This window comes from Aeromonas simiae, from assembly GCF_000820125.1.
GTDB classification, from domain to species: Bacteria; Pseudomonadota; Gammaproteobacteria; order Enterobacterales; family Aeromonadaceae; genus Aeromonas; species Aeromonas simiae.
In genome coordinates, this window is the sequence record NZ_CDBY01000066.1 from 26,978 (window position 1) to 42,547 (window position 15,570).

11 protein-coding genes and 4 tRNA genes are annotated in these 15,570 nt (G+C 61.4%); 5 read left to right on the forward strand and 10 right to left on the reverse strand.

Going from position 1 to position 15,570, the window contains the following annotated elements; genetic code table 11:
- Positions 1-12: 12 nt before the first annotated feature.
- Positions 13-438, reverse strand: a complete 426-nt coding sequence (locus BN1134_RS14155) for a SufE family protein (protein WP_042048013.1) — start codon at positions 436-438, stop codon at positions 13-15.
- Positions 438-1,652, reverse strand: coding sequence for an aminotransferase class V-fold PLP-dependent enzyme (locus tag BN1134_RS14160; protein WP_042048014.1), 1,215 nt, complete (start codon positions 1,650-1,652; stop codon positions 438-440). The genes BN1134_RS14155 and BN1134_RS14160 overlap by 1 nt, the downstream gene beginning before the upstream one ends.
- A gap of 128 nt (positions 1,653-1,780) precedes the next feature.
- Here BN1134_RS14160 and rep point away from each other — a divergent pair, with 128 nt between their 5' ends.
- Positions 1,781-3,793, forward strand: coding sequence for a DNA helicase Rep (gene rep, locus BN1134_RS14165; protein ID WP_042048015.1), 2,013 nt, complete (start codon positions 1,781-1,783; stop codon positions 3,791-3,793).
- Here the strand turns inward: rep and BN1134_RS14170 are convergent.
- From BN1134_RS14170 to BN1134_RS14190, 5 genes are all read right to left on the reverse strand, one after another.
- Positions 3,790-6,075 carry a putative bifunctional diguanylate cyclase/phosphodiesterase gene (locus BN1134_RS14170; protein ID WP_042048017.1) on the reverse strand — a complete coding sequence of 762 codons (2,286 nt, stop codon included), beginning with the start codon at positions 6,073-6,075 and terminating at the stop codon, positions 3,790-3,792. The two genes, rep and BN1134_RS14170, sit on opposite strands and share 4 nt — an antisense overlap.
- An 84-nt stretch (positions 6,076-6,159) precedes the next feature.
- Entirely contained in the window at positions 6,160-6,636 is a 477-nt protein-coding gene (locus tag BN1134_RS14175) for a c-type cytochrome (RefSeq protein ID WP_042048018.1), read from the reverse strand.
- A 130-nt stretch (positions 6,637-6,766) separates the two neighbouring features.
- On the reverse strand, positions 6,767-9,850 hold the full coding sequence (locus tag BN1134_RS14180) for a multidrug efflux RND transporter permease subunit (protein ID WP_042048020.1): 3,084 nt from the start codon (positions 9,848-9,850) through the stop codon (positions 6,767-6,769).
- 15 nt (positions 9,851-9,865) lie between these two features.
- A complete protein-coding gene (locus tag BN1134_RS14185) occupies positions 9,866-10,999 on the reverse strand; it encodes an efflux RND transporter periplasmic adaptor subunit (RefSeq protein ID WP_042048021.1) in 1,134 nt (377 codons plus the stop codon).
- 5 nt (positions 11,000-11,004) lie between these two features.
- On the reverse strand, positions 11,005-11,619 hold the full coding sequence (locus BN1134_RS14190; RefSeq protein ID WP_332309663.1) for a TetR/AcrR family transcriptional regulator: 615 nt from the start codon (positions 11,617-11,619) through the stop codon (positions 11,005-11,007).
- Positions 11,620-11,797: 178 nt separating this feature from the next.
- Between BN1134_RS14190 and BN1134_RS14195 the strand changes: the two genes are divergently transcribed.
- From BN1134_RS14195 to BN1134_RS14210, 4 genes are all read left to right on the forward strand, one after another.
- Positions 11,798-11,874: transfer RNA gene (locus BN1134_RS14195), tRNA-Arg, on the forward strand.
- A 47-nt stretch (positions 11,875-11,921) separates the two neighbouring features.
- A tRNA-His gene (locus tag BN1134_RS14200) sits at positions 11,922-11,997 on the forward strand.
- A gap of 19 nt (positions 11,998-12,016) precedes the next feature.
- Positions 12,017-12,102, forward strand: a tRNA-Leu gene (locus tag BN1134_RS14205).
- A gap of 56 nt (positions 12,103-12,158) precedes the next feature.
- A tRNA-Pro gene (locus tag BN1134_RS14210) sits at positions 12,159-12,235 on the forward strand.
- A 73-nt stretch (positions 12,236-12,308) separates the two neighbouring features.
- On the opposite strand, the gene BN1134_RS14215 is transcribed toward BN1134_RS14210, so the two are convergent.
- From BN1134_RS14215 to BN1134_RS20060, 3 genes are all read right to left on the reverse strand, one after another.
- Complete coding sequence (locus BN1134_RS14215) at positions 12,309-13,115, reverse strand: Cof-type HAD-IIB family hydrolase (RefSeq protein ID WP_042048025.1); 807 nt, start codon at positions 13,113-13,115, stop codon at positions 12,309-12,311.
- A gap of 187 nt (positions 13,116-13,302) precedes the next feature.
- Entirely contained in the window at positions 13,303-13,749 is a 447-nt protein-coding gene (locus tag BN1134_RS18940) for an RCC1 domain-containing protein (protein ID WP_156991797.1), read from the reverse strand.
- Positions 13,704-15,570, reverse strand: a 1,867-nt coding sequence (locus BN1134_RS20060; protein ID WP_198133190.1) for an Ig-like domain-containing protein, incomplete at its 5' end; no start/stop codon positions are given. The genes BN1134_RS18940 and BN1134_RS20060, both read right to left, overlap by 46 nt.

Here is a 15,570-nt window from a genome sequence, read left to right on the forward strand (position 1 = left end):
CCTTTTTTCGTGTTAGGCGACCCGCTCGCGGATGGCCTGAATGATGGCATTCAGGCCATTGCTGCGCGAAGGCGAGAGGTGCTTATCCAGACCAAGATCGGCCAGATAACCCGCCATATCAAAGGAGCGGATGGCCGCCGAGCTTTGACGATTGAGGGCGGCCAGGACGATGACGATGAGGCCGCGCACGATGCGGGCATCCGAGTCACAGGCGAAATGCCACAGGCCTCCCCGCTCTTCGGCCAGCAGCCAGGTATGACTCTCGCAGCCATGCAGGCGATGATCTTCGGTCTGCCACTCGACAGGAAGGGGAGGCAGCTGCTTGCCGAGCTGGATGAGCAGACGGTACTGCTCCTCCCACCCCTGGGTGGCGGCAAAAGATGCGCGGATTGTCGTGGCATTGGGATCCCGCCCGATTTGGGTGTAGCTGTCGAGCATCAGAAGAACTCCTTTAACTTTTGAATTGCCCCGATCAGGGTGTCGATATCGGTATGGGTTGAATAGCAGGCAAGCGATGCCCTTATGGTTCCCCCGATGTGTAAGCTCTCCATCAGGGGCATGGCGCAGTGGTGGCCCACCCGCACCGCCACTCCCTGCATATCGAGCAGGGTGCCGGCATCTTGGGGGTGGATCTCATCGAGCAGGAAGGAGACAGCACCAAGCCGCTGCTGCGGCGCCCCCACCAGGCGCACGCCAGGGGTGGCGCGCAGCTGGTCGGCCAGGTAGGTGGTCAGGGCCTGCTCGTGGTCCAGCAGGGCGGGACGATCCAGCCCCTGCAAAAAATCGATGGCGGCCGCCATGCTGACGGCGCCGGCGATGTGCGGGGTCCCCGCCTCGAACTTGAATGGCAGGCGATTGAAGGTGGTGCCGGCGAAGCTCACCCGTTCGATCATCTCGCCACCGCCCTGCCAGGGCGGCATTTTTTCCAGCAGCTCACGGCGGCCCCACAGGGCGCCAATGCCGGTGGGGGCATACATCTTGTGACCGGAGAAGGCATAAAAATCACAGCCGAGGCGCTGCACATCCACCGGCAGGTGGGCCACCGCCTGCGCTCCGTCGATCAGCACCAGCGCTCCGGCCGCCTTGGCCAGCGACGTGATCGTTGCCACCGGATTGACAGTGCCAAGCGCATTGGAGACGTGACCCACGGCCACCAGTCGGGTGCGCGGGCCGAGCAGGGCGCGGTAGGCGTCCAGATCGATGTCACCATGGGTGTCGAGCGGAATGGGAACGACCCTGGCCCCCTTGCGCTCGGCCGCCAACTGCCAGGGCACGATATTGGCGTGGTGCTCGAGGGTGCTGACCAGGACCTCGTCGCCCGCTTGCAGGCTCTGGCCCCAGCTCTGGGCCACCAGATTGATCGCCTCCGTGGTGCCTCGGGTCCAGATCACCTCGCGGCTGTCCCAGGCATTGATAAACCGCGCCACGGTTTCGCGCGCCGCCTCGAAGGCTGCCGTGGCGCGCGTGCTCAACACATGGGAGGCCCGATGCACGTTGGCGTTGTCGCTGCGATAGAACGCGCTCATGGCCTCCAGTACCGCCAGGGGTTTCTGGGTGGTGGCGGCATTATCGAGGTAGACCAGCGGGTGGCCGTTGACCTCCTGATGCAGAGCAGGAAACTGGCGGCGGAGCGTGGACAGGCAGAGGCTCATGACAGGCTCGTCGATGTGGAAAGGGGCAACATGATCCAGAAAATAGCCGCAAAGCACAAGTTTGCTGCAGGCATGGGGGGGATGCTTTCTGTTACAATCTTGCCCCTCCTTTTGCTGCGGAGTCCTCCATGAAGCTCAACCCCAATCAGAATGAAGCGGTCAAGTATGTGTCCGGCCCCTGCCTGGTGTTGGCCGGAGCGGGCTCCGGCAAGACCCGCGTTATCACCAACAAGATCGCCTATCTGGTGCAGCAGTGCGGTTACAACGCCCGCAACATTGCGGCGGTGACCTTCACCAACAAGGCGGCGCGGGAGATGAAGGAGCGGGTGGGCCAGACCCTGGGCCGTAAGGAGGCGCGGGGGCTGATGGTCTCCACCTTCCACACGCTGGGGCTCGAGATCATCCGCCGCGAGCACAAGACGCTCAACCTCAAGGCCAACTTCTCCCTGTTTGACGATACCGATCAGCTGGCCCTGCTCAAGGAGCTGACAGAGGCGGAGCTGGATAACGATAAGGACAGCCTCTCGGCGCTGATCACCCAGATCTCCAACTGGAAGAACGATCTGGTGCTGCCCGCGCGGGCCATGCGCATTGCCCGTGGCCCGGACGAGGTGCTGCAGGCCCAGCTCTATGAGCGTTATCACCGGCAGATGGTGGCCTATAACGCCCTCGATTTTGACGATCTCATCGTGATGCCGACCCTGCTGCTCAAGACCAATGAAGAGGTGCGAACCCGCTGGCAGGCCAAGATCCGCTATCTGCTGGTGGACGAGTACCAGGACACCAACACCAGCCAGTACGAGCTGGTGAAGCAGCTGGTGGGGGAGCGGGCCCGCTTCACCGTGGTGGGGGACGACGATCAGTCGATCTACTCCTGGCGTGGGGCCAAGCCGCAGAACCTGGTGTTGCTCGGCCAGGACTTCCCGCAGTTGAAGCTCATCAAGCTGGAGCAGAACTACCGCTCCAAGAAGCGCATCCTCAAGTGCGCCAACATACTGATCGCCAACAACCCCCACGTCTATGACAAGGCGCTCTTCTCCGATCTCGATGAGGGGGTGAAGCTCAAGGTGCTGTTTGCCAAGAACGAGGAGCACGAGGCGGAGCGCATCGCCGCCGAGCTGATGGGCCACAAGTTCATGAACCGCACCCGCTTCAAGGACTACGCCATCCTCTACCGGGGCAACCATCAGTCGCGCATCTTCGAGAAGGCGCTGATGCAAAACCGCATCCCCTATCGCATCTCGGGCGGTACCTCGTTTTTCTCGCGCACCGAGATCAAGGACATCATGGCCTACCTCAAGCTGCTGGTGAACCCGGACGAAGACACGGCGTTTTTGCGGGTGGTCAACCTGCCGCGCCGCGAGATTGGCCCCACCACGCTGGAAAAACTCGGTCAGTATGCCAACCAGCGCGGCAAGAGCCTGTTTGCTGCCAGCTTCGAGCTGGGGCTCGAACAATCCCTCTCCGGCCGTGGCCTGGTGGCCCTGCGCGCCTTCACCGAGTGGCTGGTGCGTCTGGGCGACAACGCCGCCCGCGGCAATCCCGTCGAGGCGGTGCGCGACATGATCAAGGAGATCCACTACGAGGAGTGGCTCTACGAGACCTCACCCAGCCAGCGGGCGGCCGAGATGCGGATGCAGAACGTCTCGACCCTCTATCGCTGGATCACCGAGATGCTGGAAGGGGGAGAGATGGATGAACCCATGACCCTGCCCCAGGTGGTGACCCGCCTCACGTTGCGCGACATGATGGAGCGCAACGAAGGGGAGGATGAGGTGGATCAGGTGCAGCTGATGACCCTGCACGCCTCCAAGGGGCTGGAGTTTCCCTACGTCTACATGGTGGGCATGGAGGAGGGGTTGCTACCCCACCAGACCAGCATCGACGAGGACAACGTGGAGGAGGAGCGGCGTCTGGCCTACGTGGGGATCACCCGGGCCCAGAGCGAGCTCACCTTCACCCTGTGCCGCGAACGGCGCCAGTTTGGCGAGACGATGCGTCCGGAGCCGAGCCGCTTCCTGCTCGAGCTGCCTCAGGATGACCTGGAGTGGGAGAACCAGAAGAAGGTGACTGCCGAGGAGCGGCAGCAGAAGGGGCAGGTCGGGGTGGCCAACCTGCGCGCCCTGTTCAAGAAGGACTAGCCCTGCACCGTGATGTTCCGTCCCAGCAGGGGGGGAATATCGATCCCCGGCATGGGCGGTGCGATGAAGCGCCCCTGGCCCAGCTCACACCCCAGCTCGAGTAGCTTCTGGTACTCGAGCTGGGTCTCGATCCCCTCGACGATAAGCCGAAAACCGAGATCCTGACTGATGTCGCGCATGGCGCGGATCAGGGCCAGATCCTTGGGCGATTGCAGCATGCGATGGGTGAAGCTGTCGTCGACCTTGATGTAGTCCACCGGATAGTGGAACAGGGCATTGAGGGAGGAGAAGCCGGTGCCGAAGTCATCCAGGCAGATTTGCAGCCCATGGGCACACAGCTCGTGCAATATGGTCAGGGTATCGGTGTCGAGGCGCGACAGCTCCCGCTCGTTGAACTCGAACACCAGATTGCCGATCGGCACTCCGCTCTCGCTGATGATGGCCAGCAACTTATCGACCAGCTCCTGACTGGCCAGATGCTTGCCAGAGAGGTTCAGCGACACCTTGATGCTGTTACCGCCCAGCTGGGCCAGCCAGTTCTGCAACTGCTGACAGGTGTGGCGCAGGATCAGCCGATCCAGCTCCAAAATGAGGCCGCACTGCTCGGCCAGTGGAATGAAGTCGAACGCATCCTTGAGTATCCCCTCCTGAGTCAGCCAGCGCGCCATCACCTCAAGGCCGGCCAATTGGCCATCGCTCAGCCGGATCACCGGTTGGAAGTAGGGCAGGATGCGCCGCTCCTCGAGGGCCTTGGCCAGCTCCAGCTCAGGCGAGAGCCAGTCTCTGTCCTGGCAGGCTTCCGAGTAAATGACGATGCGGTTGCGTCCGCTGCGTTTGGCCTGGTACATGGCCAGATCTGCTTGGTGCAGCAGCTGGCTCACATCCGAGGTGTGCTCGGTGACGGTGGCGACCCCCATGCTGAGCTGCACTTGCAGCTCGTTGCCAAGCAGCCGGAATGGGGCGGCGTGGCGCTCGAGGATGCGGCTCAATACCGGGCTGATGGTGCTGTTGTCTGTGCTGGCGTCAAGGTAGATCACAAACTCGTCCCCACCGAGGCGGGCCACCAGATCATTTTGTCGCACACAGCTGCTAAGGCGGACGGCGATCTCTTTGAGCAGCAGATCCCCCACCTTGTGACCAAGGGCGTCGTTGATCTCCTTGAAGTGATCCACATCGATAAAGATCAGGGTGAAGCCGGGTGAGCGGTGCCTGTGGTAGTGCTTCATCGCTTGATCGAGCCGGTTCATCAGGAAGGCGCGGTTGGGCAGCATGGTGAGCGGGTCGTGCAGGGCATCGAATTGCAGTTTGCGCTCCAGCTCCTGGTGGCGTTTGAGCTGCTTTTGCAGACGCAGGTTGGCTTGGCGTAGCTGATGCAGGCGCAGGTCGATCGACTCAAGGGATCTCAGCTCGGCCAACTGTTCCCGGATCCGTTGCAGCTCCATCACCATGGTGAGCTGACCGCGCAGGAAGTCGATGAGCAGCCGCTCGTCCGGGCCCGGTGCGTGCGGCAGGCTCAGCAGCAGGTGGGCGAAGTAGTGGTGTTGCAGGCGCAGCGGATGGCTGATCCAGAAGCGGCCGTGGCGCTCTGTCTCCATGGTATGGGTGGTGTGACACAGGCTCTGTAGCACCGCCTCGCCCAGCTCGGTGTGCTCGGGGTAGAGTGTCTGCCCATGGTACTCCTCCAATTGCAGCAGGATGAAGTCGCAGGCGCCCAGCACGAACTGGGACGCGGCATCGAGCTGGGCATAGAACGCCTGGGAAGGGAGGCTGTTGGCCAGCCGCATCACCCGGTTCAGGCTCTCCATCTTCTGCTGCCAGTCGGGCTGACGCTGGGCCAGCGGCGAGAGATCCTGGCCTATCTGGGCATCGGTCTGCGCCTCGCTCATGCGGTTGGCCAGGCACTCGAGCAGCAGGTTGAGGGTCGGCTGCTCGCTCGGGGTGGTTTTGGCCAGCAGGCGGATCACCGGCCCGTTACTGACGCTTTGCTGGCACCAGCCGGCCTCCTCCTTGAGATGACCGAGCAGATCCAGCATCCGCTCCGGATCCGCCTTGAGCTGCTCTTTCAGGCTGTCGTTGAGGCCGAATTCGTAGATCCATTTCAGCCCGGAGCGGGTATAGCCAAGCAGGGCAAAATGGCTGAGGGTGCAGTGGGTCGCGAGGTGTTGGCGCAACTCGTCATACTCTGTCGAGGTCGCATGCTCGGGGGAGGGGAAGTTAACGATAGTGGTGACCAGCGCCAGCAGCGATGGTGTCGCTGAGCGCTGGGAACTGTGTGTGGTCATGAGCGGGCCCTTGCTTGACACTCCTTAAAGCGTAGCCGGGCCCGACAGGATAGAAAGGGTTGCACTTGCAGCCCTTTCAAGCAGTTACAGCTTGTCGATCATGAAGTGGATGGCGTTCTCAATCTCTTCATCGCTGCAACTGGCGCAGGTGCCGCGGGGCGGCATCATGCCTGACTTGCCGGTGAAGCCTTCAATGGCGTGTTTCTTGAGGGTATCGAAGCCCTGTGCGATACGCGGCTCCCAGGCCGCCTTGTCACCCCGCTTGGGGGCGCCGGCAACGCCGGTATCGTGGCAGGCAAAACAGGCCCCCTTGAAGACCGTCTCGCCGTCGCGCGGGCCACTCGAGGCCGCTGGCGCAGGGGTGGCCGCCGTGGCGATCCCTTCCAGATCCTTGGCGGAATAGACGCTGCCTACCGGCTTGATGCGCTCGGCGATGGCATCGGGTGACAACGCCTGCTCTGCCGACTGTACTGTGGCCGAGAGACAGAGGGCCGCCAGACTGGCAGCCAGCAGATGGTTCAATCTTGGTAACACGCGCTCATTCTCCCAGCAGACATACATTGTCCCTTGTTATGGCGGGATTATAACCGAACAGTTACAGCCATTTAAGCACTTGTGTGTGAAGTGTTAAGCAATATGGACGTAAAAAGAGGGGGAGCCACTGGCTCCCCTTCGTCTGCCTGATGAGCGATCAGTGACCGCCCGCCTTGGCTTTGTGCGGGAGTGACTCGTCGAACACCGGCAACGGTTTGTGCTCTGAGGCCAAGTAGGTGTAGATCACCGGCAGCACAAACAGGGTGAACAGGGTGCCGATGGCCAGCCCCGCCACGATGACGATACCGATACTGAAACGCTGGGCGGCGCCGGCGCCGGTTGCGTAGAGCAGCGGGATCAGGCCGGCAATCATGGCCGCTGTGGTCATCAGGATCGGGCGCAGACGCACCTTGGCGGCGGCCATGACGGCCTCCATCCGGTTGCAACCATGCAGCAGCTGCTCCTCTTTAGCCACCTCGCAGATCAGGATGCCGTGCTTGGTAATCAAGCCGACCAGGGTGATGAGCCCCACCTGGGAGTAGATGTTCATGGTGGCGGCGCCCCAGGCCAGGGCGATCAGCGCCCCGCTGATGGCCAGCGGCACCGAGACCATGATGACCAGCGGATCGCGGGCCGACTCGAATTGGATCGCCAGCACCAGGAAGATGATCGCCAGCGCCAAGGCGAAGGTGCCGTACAGGGCGCTCCCTTCGGTGACGAACTGGCGGGCTTCCCCCATGTAGTCGTAGCGATAGCCCTGCGGCAGCTTCTCGTCGGCGGTGCTGCTCAGCCAGTTGATCGCATCACCCATGGTGGTGCCTGGCATCAGCACGGCCGAGATGGTGGCCGAGTTGAGCTGGTTGAAGTGGGGCAGGGCGCGCGGCTCACCGACCACCTCGATGCTGATCAGGCTGCCAAGCGGCACCGACTGGCCGTCGGCGGCGCGCACGTAATAGCCCTTGATCGACTCCGGGTTGAGGCGGAACTTGCGTTCTACCTGCGGGATCACCTCATAGGAGCGGCCATCCAGATCGATTCGGTTGACGTAGCCGTCGGCCATCATGGTGCCCATGGTGATGCCGATGTCCTGCATGGTGATGCCGTAGGCCCCCGCCTTGTCCTTGTCGATTTTGATCTTCATGGTGGCCGAGTCGTAGTGCAGATCCAGCTCGGAGTAGATGAAGTGCCCGCTCGACTGCACAGCCGCCAGCACTTCGCTCGCCACCTGGTAGAGGCTCTCGAAGTTGTTCGGCGTGGTGATCACGAACTGCACCGGCAGGCCGCTGGAGGCGCCCGGCAGCTCGGGGAACTGGAAGGTGGTGATGGACATGCCGGGCACATCCTTGACCAGTTCGGCCACCCGGTCGAGCACCTCTTTCTGGCTTGCGTCACGTTGGCTCCACGGCACCATGGAGGCGATACCGAAGGCCTGGTTGGCGTTGAACACCCCGGAGAAGACCTGGGAGAAGGCCACTTCCGGTTGGTCGTCGAGCACCTTGTTCACCTGCGCCATGGTCCCCTGGATATAGTCCAGGTTGACGTTGGAGGGGGCGGTGCCGAGCACCGCCATGACGCCCTTGTCTTCGTTCGGCGCCAGCTCGCTCGGGATGAACTTGAACAGCAGCGGCAGGCTGGCGAACACGATGACGGCGAACACCACCACCACGATGCGTTTTTGCATCACGGCGTGGAGCATGGCGTCATAGCGGGTGGTCATGCGCTCGAGCAGGTGATGCACCTTGCTCTCGAACTTGCCCGGCGCCTCGTTGGCCCTGAGCATCTTGGAGCACATCATGGGCGACAGGGTCAAGGCGATGATGCCCGAGACGAACACGGCGCCGGCCAGGGTCAGGGCGAACTCCTTGAACAGGGAGCCGGTGATGCCCCCCATCAGGGCGATCGGCGCGTACACGGCCGCCAGAGTTAGGGTCATGGCGATGACCGGCACGGCGATCTCGCGGGTGCCGATGATGGCGGCGCGGAACGGTTCTTCCCCCTCCTTGACGTGGCGATCCACGTTCTCCAGCACCACGATGGCGTCATCCACCACCAGACCGATCGCCAGCACCATGGCCAGCAGGGTCATCAGGTTGATGGAGAAGCCGAACATCTGCATCACCATGACCACGCCGATCAGGCTGAGCGGGATGGTGATGATGGGGATCAGCACGGCCCGGAAGGAGCCGAGGAACAGGGTGATCACCACCAGTACGATGGCAGCCGCCTCGACGATGGTCTTGATGACCTCGCTGATCGACTCGTTGATCGCCACGGTCGAGTCATAGAGGACGTTGGCCTCCATGGTGCTCGGCATGTTGCTCTTGAGATCCGGCAGCATCTCCAGCACATCGTGAGCGATGTTGATTGGGTTGGCGGTCGGGGCGGCGTTGATGGCCAGCACCACGGCCTCGCGGCCGTTGGCGGTGGCGCGGTAGGTGTCGTGGCTCTTCTCCAGCGAGACGTGGGCGATGTCGGCTAGGCGGATCACCTTGCCGTCGCGGGTGGCGACCACCAGACGCTCGAGCTCCTCGGTGGTGTTGACCTGGGTCTCGGCATTGCCGTTGTAGAGGGTGAAGTAGCCGGTGGCCTGGCCGGTGGCAGACTGATAGTTGTTGCTGCTGAGCACGCCGGTCACGTCGGCGGCGGTCAGGTTGAAGGCGGCCATCTTGGCCGGGTCAAGCCATACCCGCAGGGCATACTTGGTGCCGCCGTACATGTCGACCTTGGAGACGCCGCCGACGGTGAAGAGCTGGGGCTTGATGACCCGCTCCAGGTAGTCGGTGATCTGGCTGGCGTTGAGCTCGGGGCTGGTGAAGCCGATGTAGAGCACCGCCGTGGTCGAGCCGGTGGACATGGTCACCGAGGGGTCTTCTGACTCCTTTGGCAACTGGGAGCGCACCGAATTCACCTTGGCCAGAATGTCGGAGAGGGCCGCATTCGGGTTGGTGTTGAGCTTCATGTAGGCGGTGATGGTCGAGCTGCCAAGCTGGGTCGACGAGGTCATGAAGTCGATGTTGTCGGCCTGGGCGACGGCCTGCTCCAGCGGCTGGGTGATGAAGCCCTGGATCAGATCGGCGCTGGCGCCATAGTAGCTGGTGCTGACCGTGACGACCGTGTTGGTCATCTCGGGGTACTCTCGCACCTGCATCTTGAACACGGCCTGCAACCCGAGCAACGCGATCAGGAAGCTGATCGACAGCGCCAGGATGGGCCGTTTGATGAATATGTCGGTAAAGCGCATCTGTCTCTCCGCGTTTTACAGCATGGGGGGCTGGTCGGGGACGTGCAGGCTGTCATCCTGCACCAGCTTGACTCGGGAGCCGTTGCTCAGGCGCACCTGGCCGGACATGACCACCTCGTCGCCGGGCTTGAGGCCGCTGACTACATGGGCATCATTGCCCTTGCGTTCGCTCACCTTGACCACGACCTGTTTGACTCGCTTGATCTTGACCGGCTTGCCCTCTTTGTCCTTCTGCTCTTGCTCGGTGACCACATAGACGTTTTCGCCGTACAGGGTGAAGGTGATGGCGGTTTGCGGCAGGACCACCTGATCCTTGATAGCCGGCAGCTGTATGCTGGCGCGGGCAAACATACCGGAGCGCAGCTGCCCGTCGTTATTGGGGATGTCAGCCTGTACCTGGATCAGGCCGCTCTGATAGTTGACGGCCGGCTCGATGGCACTGATATGTCCCTTGAACGGGCGGCTCGGGTAGGCATCGACGTTGATGAGGATCGGCTGGTTGAGGCGGATGCGTGAGATGTCGGTCTGCGGCACGGTGAAGCGCAGGCGCATCACGCTGGTGTCTTCCAGACGCACTATGTCGGTACCCGGTTGCAGGTACTGACCGAGGAAGACGTTGCGCAGGCCGACCACGCCGGCGAAGGGGGCACGCACCTCGCGGCGGGCGATGGTCGACTTGAGGCTCTCGATATCGGCCTCCAGCGAGCGGTAGGTTGCCTCGGTATCGTCGACCTGATCGCGGGAGATCGATCCCTTGGCGAACAGGTTCCGATACCGCTCGAACTTGGCCTTGGCGGCTGGCAGCTTGGCCATGGAGGCCCGCAGATTGGCTTTCTCGACGCTGGCATCCAGGCTCAGCAGCAGCTGATCGGCCTTGATGGTGTCGCCCGATTCGAAGGCGAGGCTGTCGATGGTGCCGGATTGTTCGGTGCTGAGGGTGACCCCCTGGTTCGGCTCGATGAAGCCGATGGCTTCGATGGTCGGTACCCAGTCACGGGCCGCCACCACGTGAGTCGTGACCGGATACTCAGGCTCGGGGCGGTTGGCCAGATAACCGGCGATCATCTTCTGCTTGAACATGTTGAAGCCTATCACGCTGCCGAACAGGGCCAGCGCGATGAGCAGCATGATGCTCATCCATTTCTTCATGGGGGTCACTCCTGGGATGGGGTAGTCGGTTGCAGCACGGCCCGCCAGCTGGCGAGGATCACGCTGTCAATCTGTGGGGCATCGAGCGGCTCGCCCGTGAGGCGGGTGAGCTGGGCAATATGGATCACTGAGTCGAGGCTGAGGGTGCAGAGCACCCGGCTGGGAAGGTTGGTCAACAGCCCCTGCTGGCGTCCCTGCTCAAAAAAGTCATAGAGGGGCTGCCACATCGCCTGGATCTGAGGATCGCGCTCTATCTCCTCGTAATGGGGAGAGGCTTCGTACTGAGACTTGCAGCGCAGACAGTCGGCATCATCGGTGATCAACCGGTACGCGTTGAGCCAGAAGCGGCGGTACTGATCGAACGGGGCCAGCTGTGGGTCATGGCCCACATAGAGGGCCTCCAGCGCCTGCGCATTCACGTGTATATAGAGCTGCCGCAGCAGGTCATTTTTGTCGGTGAAGTAGCGATAGATGGTGCCGGTGGCCACGTTGGCATGCTTGGCCACCATGGACATGGAAAGACCATGAAAGCCTTTCTCGGCCAGGAGCTCTTCGGTTGCCTGAAAGATTCGTTCGCGTTTGTCCATAATCGGCGAGGATGTGAATGAACGTTCATTCATTGTAGGTGGGCGAGGCTTGAAGTCAACCCTGCTTCCCCCCGCAAGTCATGACCAGATGGGCATTATTGCCCCTTTTTTCTCCCGAGTGGATTAAAAATCGGCACTCACACCCCAAATTGAAAAAAAGACTGGACAGTACCAGGGGTGCCCATTAGTATTCGCCCCGTTCGACAGCGTGGCGCCCGTAGCTCAGCTGGATAGAGCGCTGCCCTCCGGAGGCAGAGGTCACAGGTTCGAATCCTGTCGGGCGCGCCATTTGTGCGTACCATAGCGCGGGTGAGAAGTTGTCGAAAACAGCTGTGGTGGCTGTAGCTCAGTTGGTAGAGTCCTGGATTGTGATTCCAGTTGTCGTGGGTTCGAGTCCCATCAGCCACCCCATTTAAGCTGAACCGAATTTGCGAAGGTGGCGGAATTGGTAGACGCGCTAGCTTCAGGTGTTAGTGCCCCCCGGGCGTGAGGGTTCAAGTCCCTCCCTTCGCACCATCACTACCAAGCATTCGGGGCCCGTCAGGGTCTTTTTGCTTTCTAGAATACCCCCTCGGTGATTAGCGCAGTCTGGTAGCGCATCTGGTTTGGGACCAGAGGGTCAGAGGTTCGAATCCTCTATCACCGACCACTTTCTTCTCCGGCATTGACCGGGAGACAAAAAACGGGACCGTAAGGCCCCGTTTTTTGTTGTGTCGCCGCCATCACACCGCGCTGGCCATCGCGCAGCAGCGCTCGAGGTAATCGGCCACCCCGTCCTCGTCAGCGGTCAGGGCGCGCGGATAGTCGGGCAGCGCCTTCACCAGCCGGTCATGGGCATTGCCCATGATGACCCCTCGCCCCACCATGCTCAGCATCTCGACATCGTTCATGCCGTCGCCGAAGGCTACCGCATCTTCCAGACGCAGGCCACAGCGCGCCAGCACCGCCTTGACCGCGCTGCCTTTGTTGACGCTGCCTTCCATCACTTCCAGGCAGTCCGGCAGGGAGAAGGTGACGTTGAGCGCGTCGCCGTAGCGTTCATTGAGCTGGCGCTCGATCACCAGCAGCTTCTCGTGGTCACCGGTGTAGAACACCTTGTTGACCCGATCCAGCGGGTGGCTGGCGAAGTCGGTCTTGGTGTAGCTGAAGCCGGAATCTTTGTGGAACTCCAGCAGCCAGGGCATCTCCTCCTCAACCAGCCACTCGTCACCGTAATAGACGTTGAGGTGCAAGGAGGGGTCGCGCTCCAGCATCACCAGCTCGCGGGCGGTGGCCTCGGGCAGGGTCTGGTTGAAGATGAGGCGATCCTCGGTGTCGTGCACCACGGCGCCGTTGGAGGTGATGAGGTAGATATCCAGGCCGAGCAGGGCACGGATCTGGCGCACATCGACATAGTGGCGGCCGGTGGCCATCACGAAGGTGACCCCCTGTTGCACCAGTTCGTGCAGGGTGTCACGGGTGCGCCCGGAGATCTGGTGGGCGCTGTTGAGCAGAGTTCCGTCGAGATCGGAGACTACAACCTTATACATCATCACCTCGGCTACAAGAGAAAGCGCAGGCAGTGTACTGCAAGCACTCCCACCACCCCATTTATTTAGTGGCGCAAAAAATAGCCGCTCCCCGTGCGGCAGGAAAAAAAGACCGGCCATGAGGCCGGTCTTTTTGGTCGGTGGGGATCAGGCTCCCCGTTGAATAGGCCCCATAGGGACAAGGGGGCTATTGCGGCTCCAGCAGTGCGGCAAAGGCTGAGAGAGTACTGAAGATGGTTTGCACCTTGTTGAGCTGGGATTGCACGCTACTGCTATCCCCACCGTCCGAGGATCTCCCCCAGGTGACGACGCTGCCGTCCTGCTTCAGTGCTGCAAAGGCGAGATTAGTATTAAAGATGGTCTGCACATTGCTGAGCAGGGAGTGCACGCTACTGCTATCCCCACCGTGTGGGTTACTCCCCCAGGTGACGACGCTGCCGTCCTGCTTCAAGGCGGCGAAGGCGTTACCTGTACTAAAGATGCTCTGCACACTCTTGAGCTGGGATTGCACGCTACTGCTATCCCCGCCGTATGGGTCATACCCCCAGGTGACGACGTTGCCGTCCTGCTTCAAGGCGGCGAAGGCGCTCACATGACTGGAAATGGTCTGCACATTGTTGAGCTGGGGTTGCACGCTACTGCTATTCCCGCCGTATGGGTCATTCCCCCAGGTAACGACGCTGCCGTCCTGCAACAAGGCGGCGAAGGCGGACACTGTACTAAAGATGGTCTGCACCCCTTGAGTGGGGGTTGCACGCTATTATTCCAACCGGATGTGTTCCCCCCCCAGGTGACGACGCTGCTGTCCTGCTTCAAGGCGGCGCAGTTGGACGCATTACAGAAAATGGTCTGCACATTGTTGAGCTGGGGCTGTACGCTGCTGCTATCCCCTCCTTGTTGGTTATATCCCCAGGTGACAACGCTGCCATCCTGCTTTAGCGCCGCAAAGGCGGAGTATGTGTTGAAAATCTGTTTGACATGGGTGAGCTGGCTCTGCACCGCACTGCTGTCACCACCGCTCCAACCCATCCCCCAGGTGACGACGCTGCCGTCCTGCTTCAAGGCGGCGAAGGCGTACGTATTACTGAAAATGGTCTTCACCTTGTTGAGTTGGAGCTGCACGCTACTGCTATCCCCACCGTAATAGGGATCTCCCCAGGTAGCGACGCTGCCATCCTGCAACAAGGCGGCGAAGGCGCCACGTGTACTAAAGATGGTCTGCACCCCTTTGAGCTGGGGTTGCACGATACCGTTATCCTCATGCCAATGGTCTCGGCGATTACTCCCCCAACTGACGACGCTACCGTCTTGCAATAAGGCGGCGAAGGCGGAGTCTGTGCTGAAAATAGTCTTCACATTCTCGAGCTGCTCTGCCACATCACTGTTATCCCCCCCGCTATAGCGCTCTTCCCAGGTCACCACTCTACCGGGACGGAGCACTCTGGGGTGCGTCTGTGTCGTGTGACCATCGAACTGGGCGGTGAGCGCCACGCTACCGGAAGCGCGGCCAGTGGCGAGCCCATCGGTATCGACGTCGATAATGTCGGGGTCAGCACTGCGCCACTCCGCTTGGTTCGTCACGTCGAAGAGGCTGTTATCGGTGTAGATGGCCTGCACCTGGAGCGGCTGTGTGCCCCCTATGGGCAGGGAGAGCGTGTCAGGGGTAATGACGAGACGGTTCAAGGTAGCAGGGGTGATGGTGGCCTCCTCTATCGATGCTGCTTGCTCACCGAAGTGGGCGGTGAGCTTCACGCTACCAGAGGCGAGACCGATGGCGACAACGGGGGCATCAAAGCGGGCTCTGTTGGCTCGTTGAATTGCGACAATCTGAGCGTCGCTACTCTGCCAGGCCGCTTGGGCTGTCACGTCGATGATCCTGCCATCGCTGTAGGTCGCTAGCGCCAGCAGCGGCTGTTTGATCCCCTTGGGTAGGGAGAGCGTTTCCGGGCTAATGGCGAGGTGGCTTAAGGTGGCGTCGGTCACGAAGACCTCTGCATTGGCCGATAGTTCACCGAGCGTGGCGATGATTACCGCATTGCCGGAAGCGAGGCCAGTGACGATCCCCTTGTCATCAATGCCGACAACATCAGGTTCAGCGCTGCTCCAGTCCACTTGGGTCGTCACATCGATGGTGCTGTCATCTGAGTAGGTCGCCCATGCCTTGATCTGCTGCTTGATTCCCTTGGGAAAGGAAAGCGATGCAGGGTCAATGGTCAGGCTGCTCAAGGTGGTAGGGGGCACGGTGACGTCAGCGTGGGCTGAGAGTCCACCAAAGGTGGCGGTGATGGTTGCTTCACCAGCAGCGAGACTGCGGGCAACGCCGGTGGAATCGATCTGGACAATATTGGGGTGACTACTTTGCCACGCCGCTTGGGTCGTCACGTCGCTATCGCTGCCATCTGAGTAGATCGCCAATACCTGGAATTGTTGTGTGGGCCCCATGGGTAGGGTGACC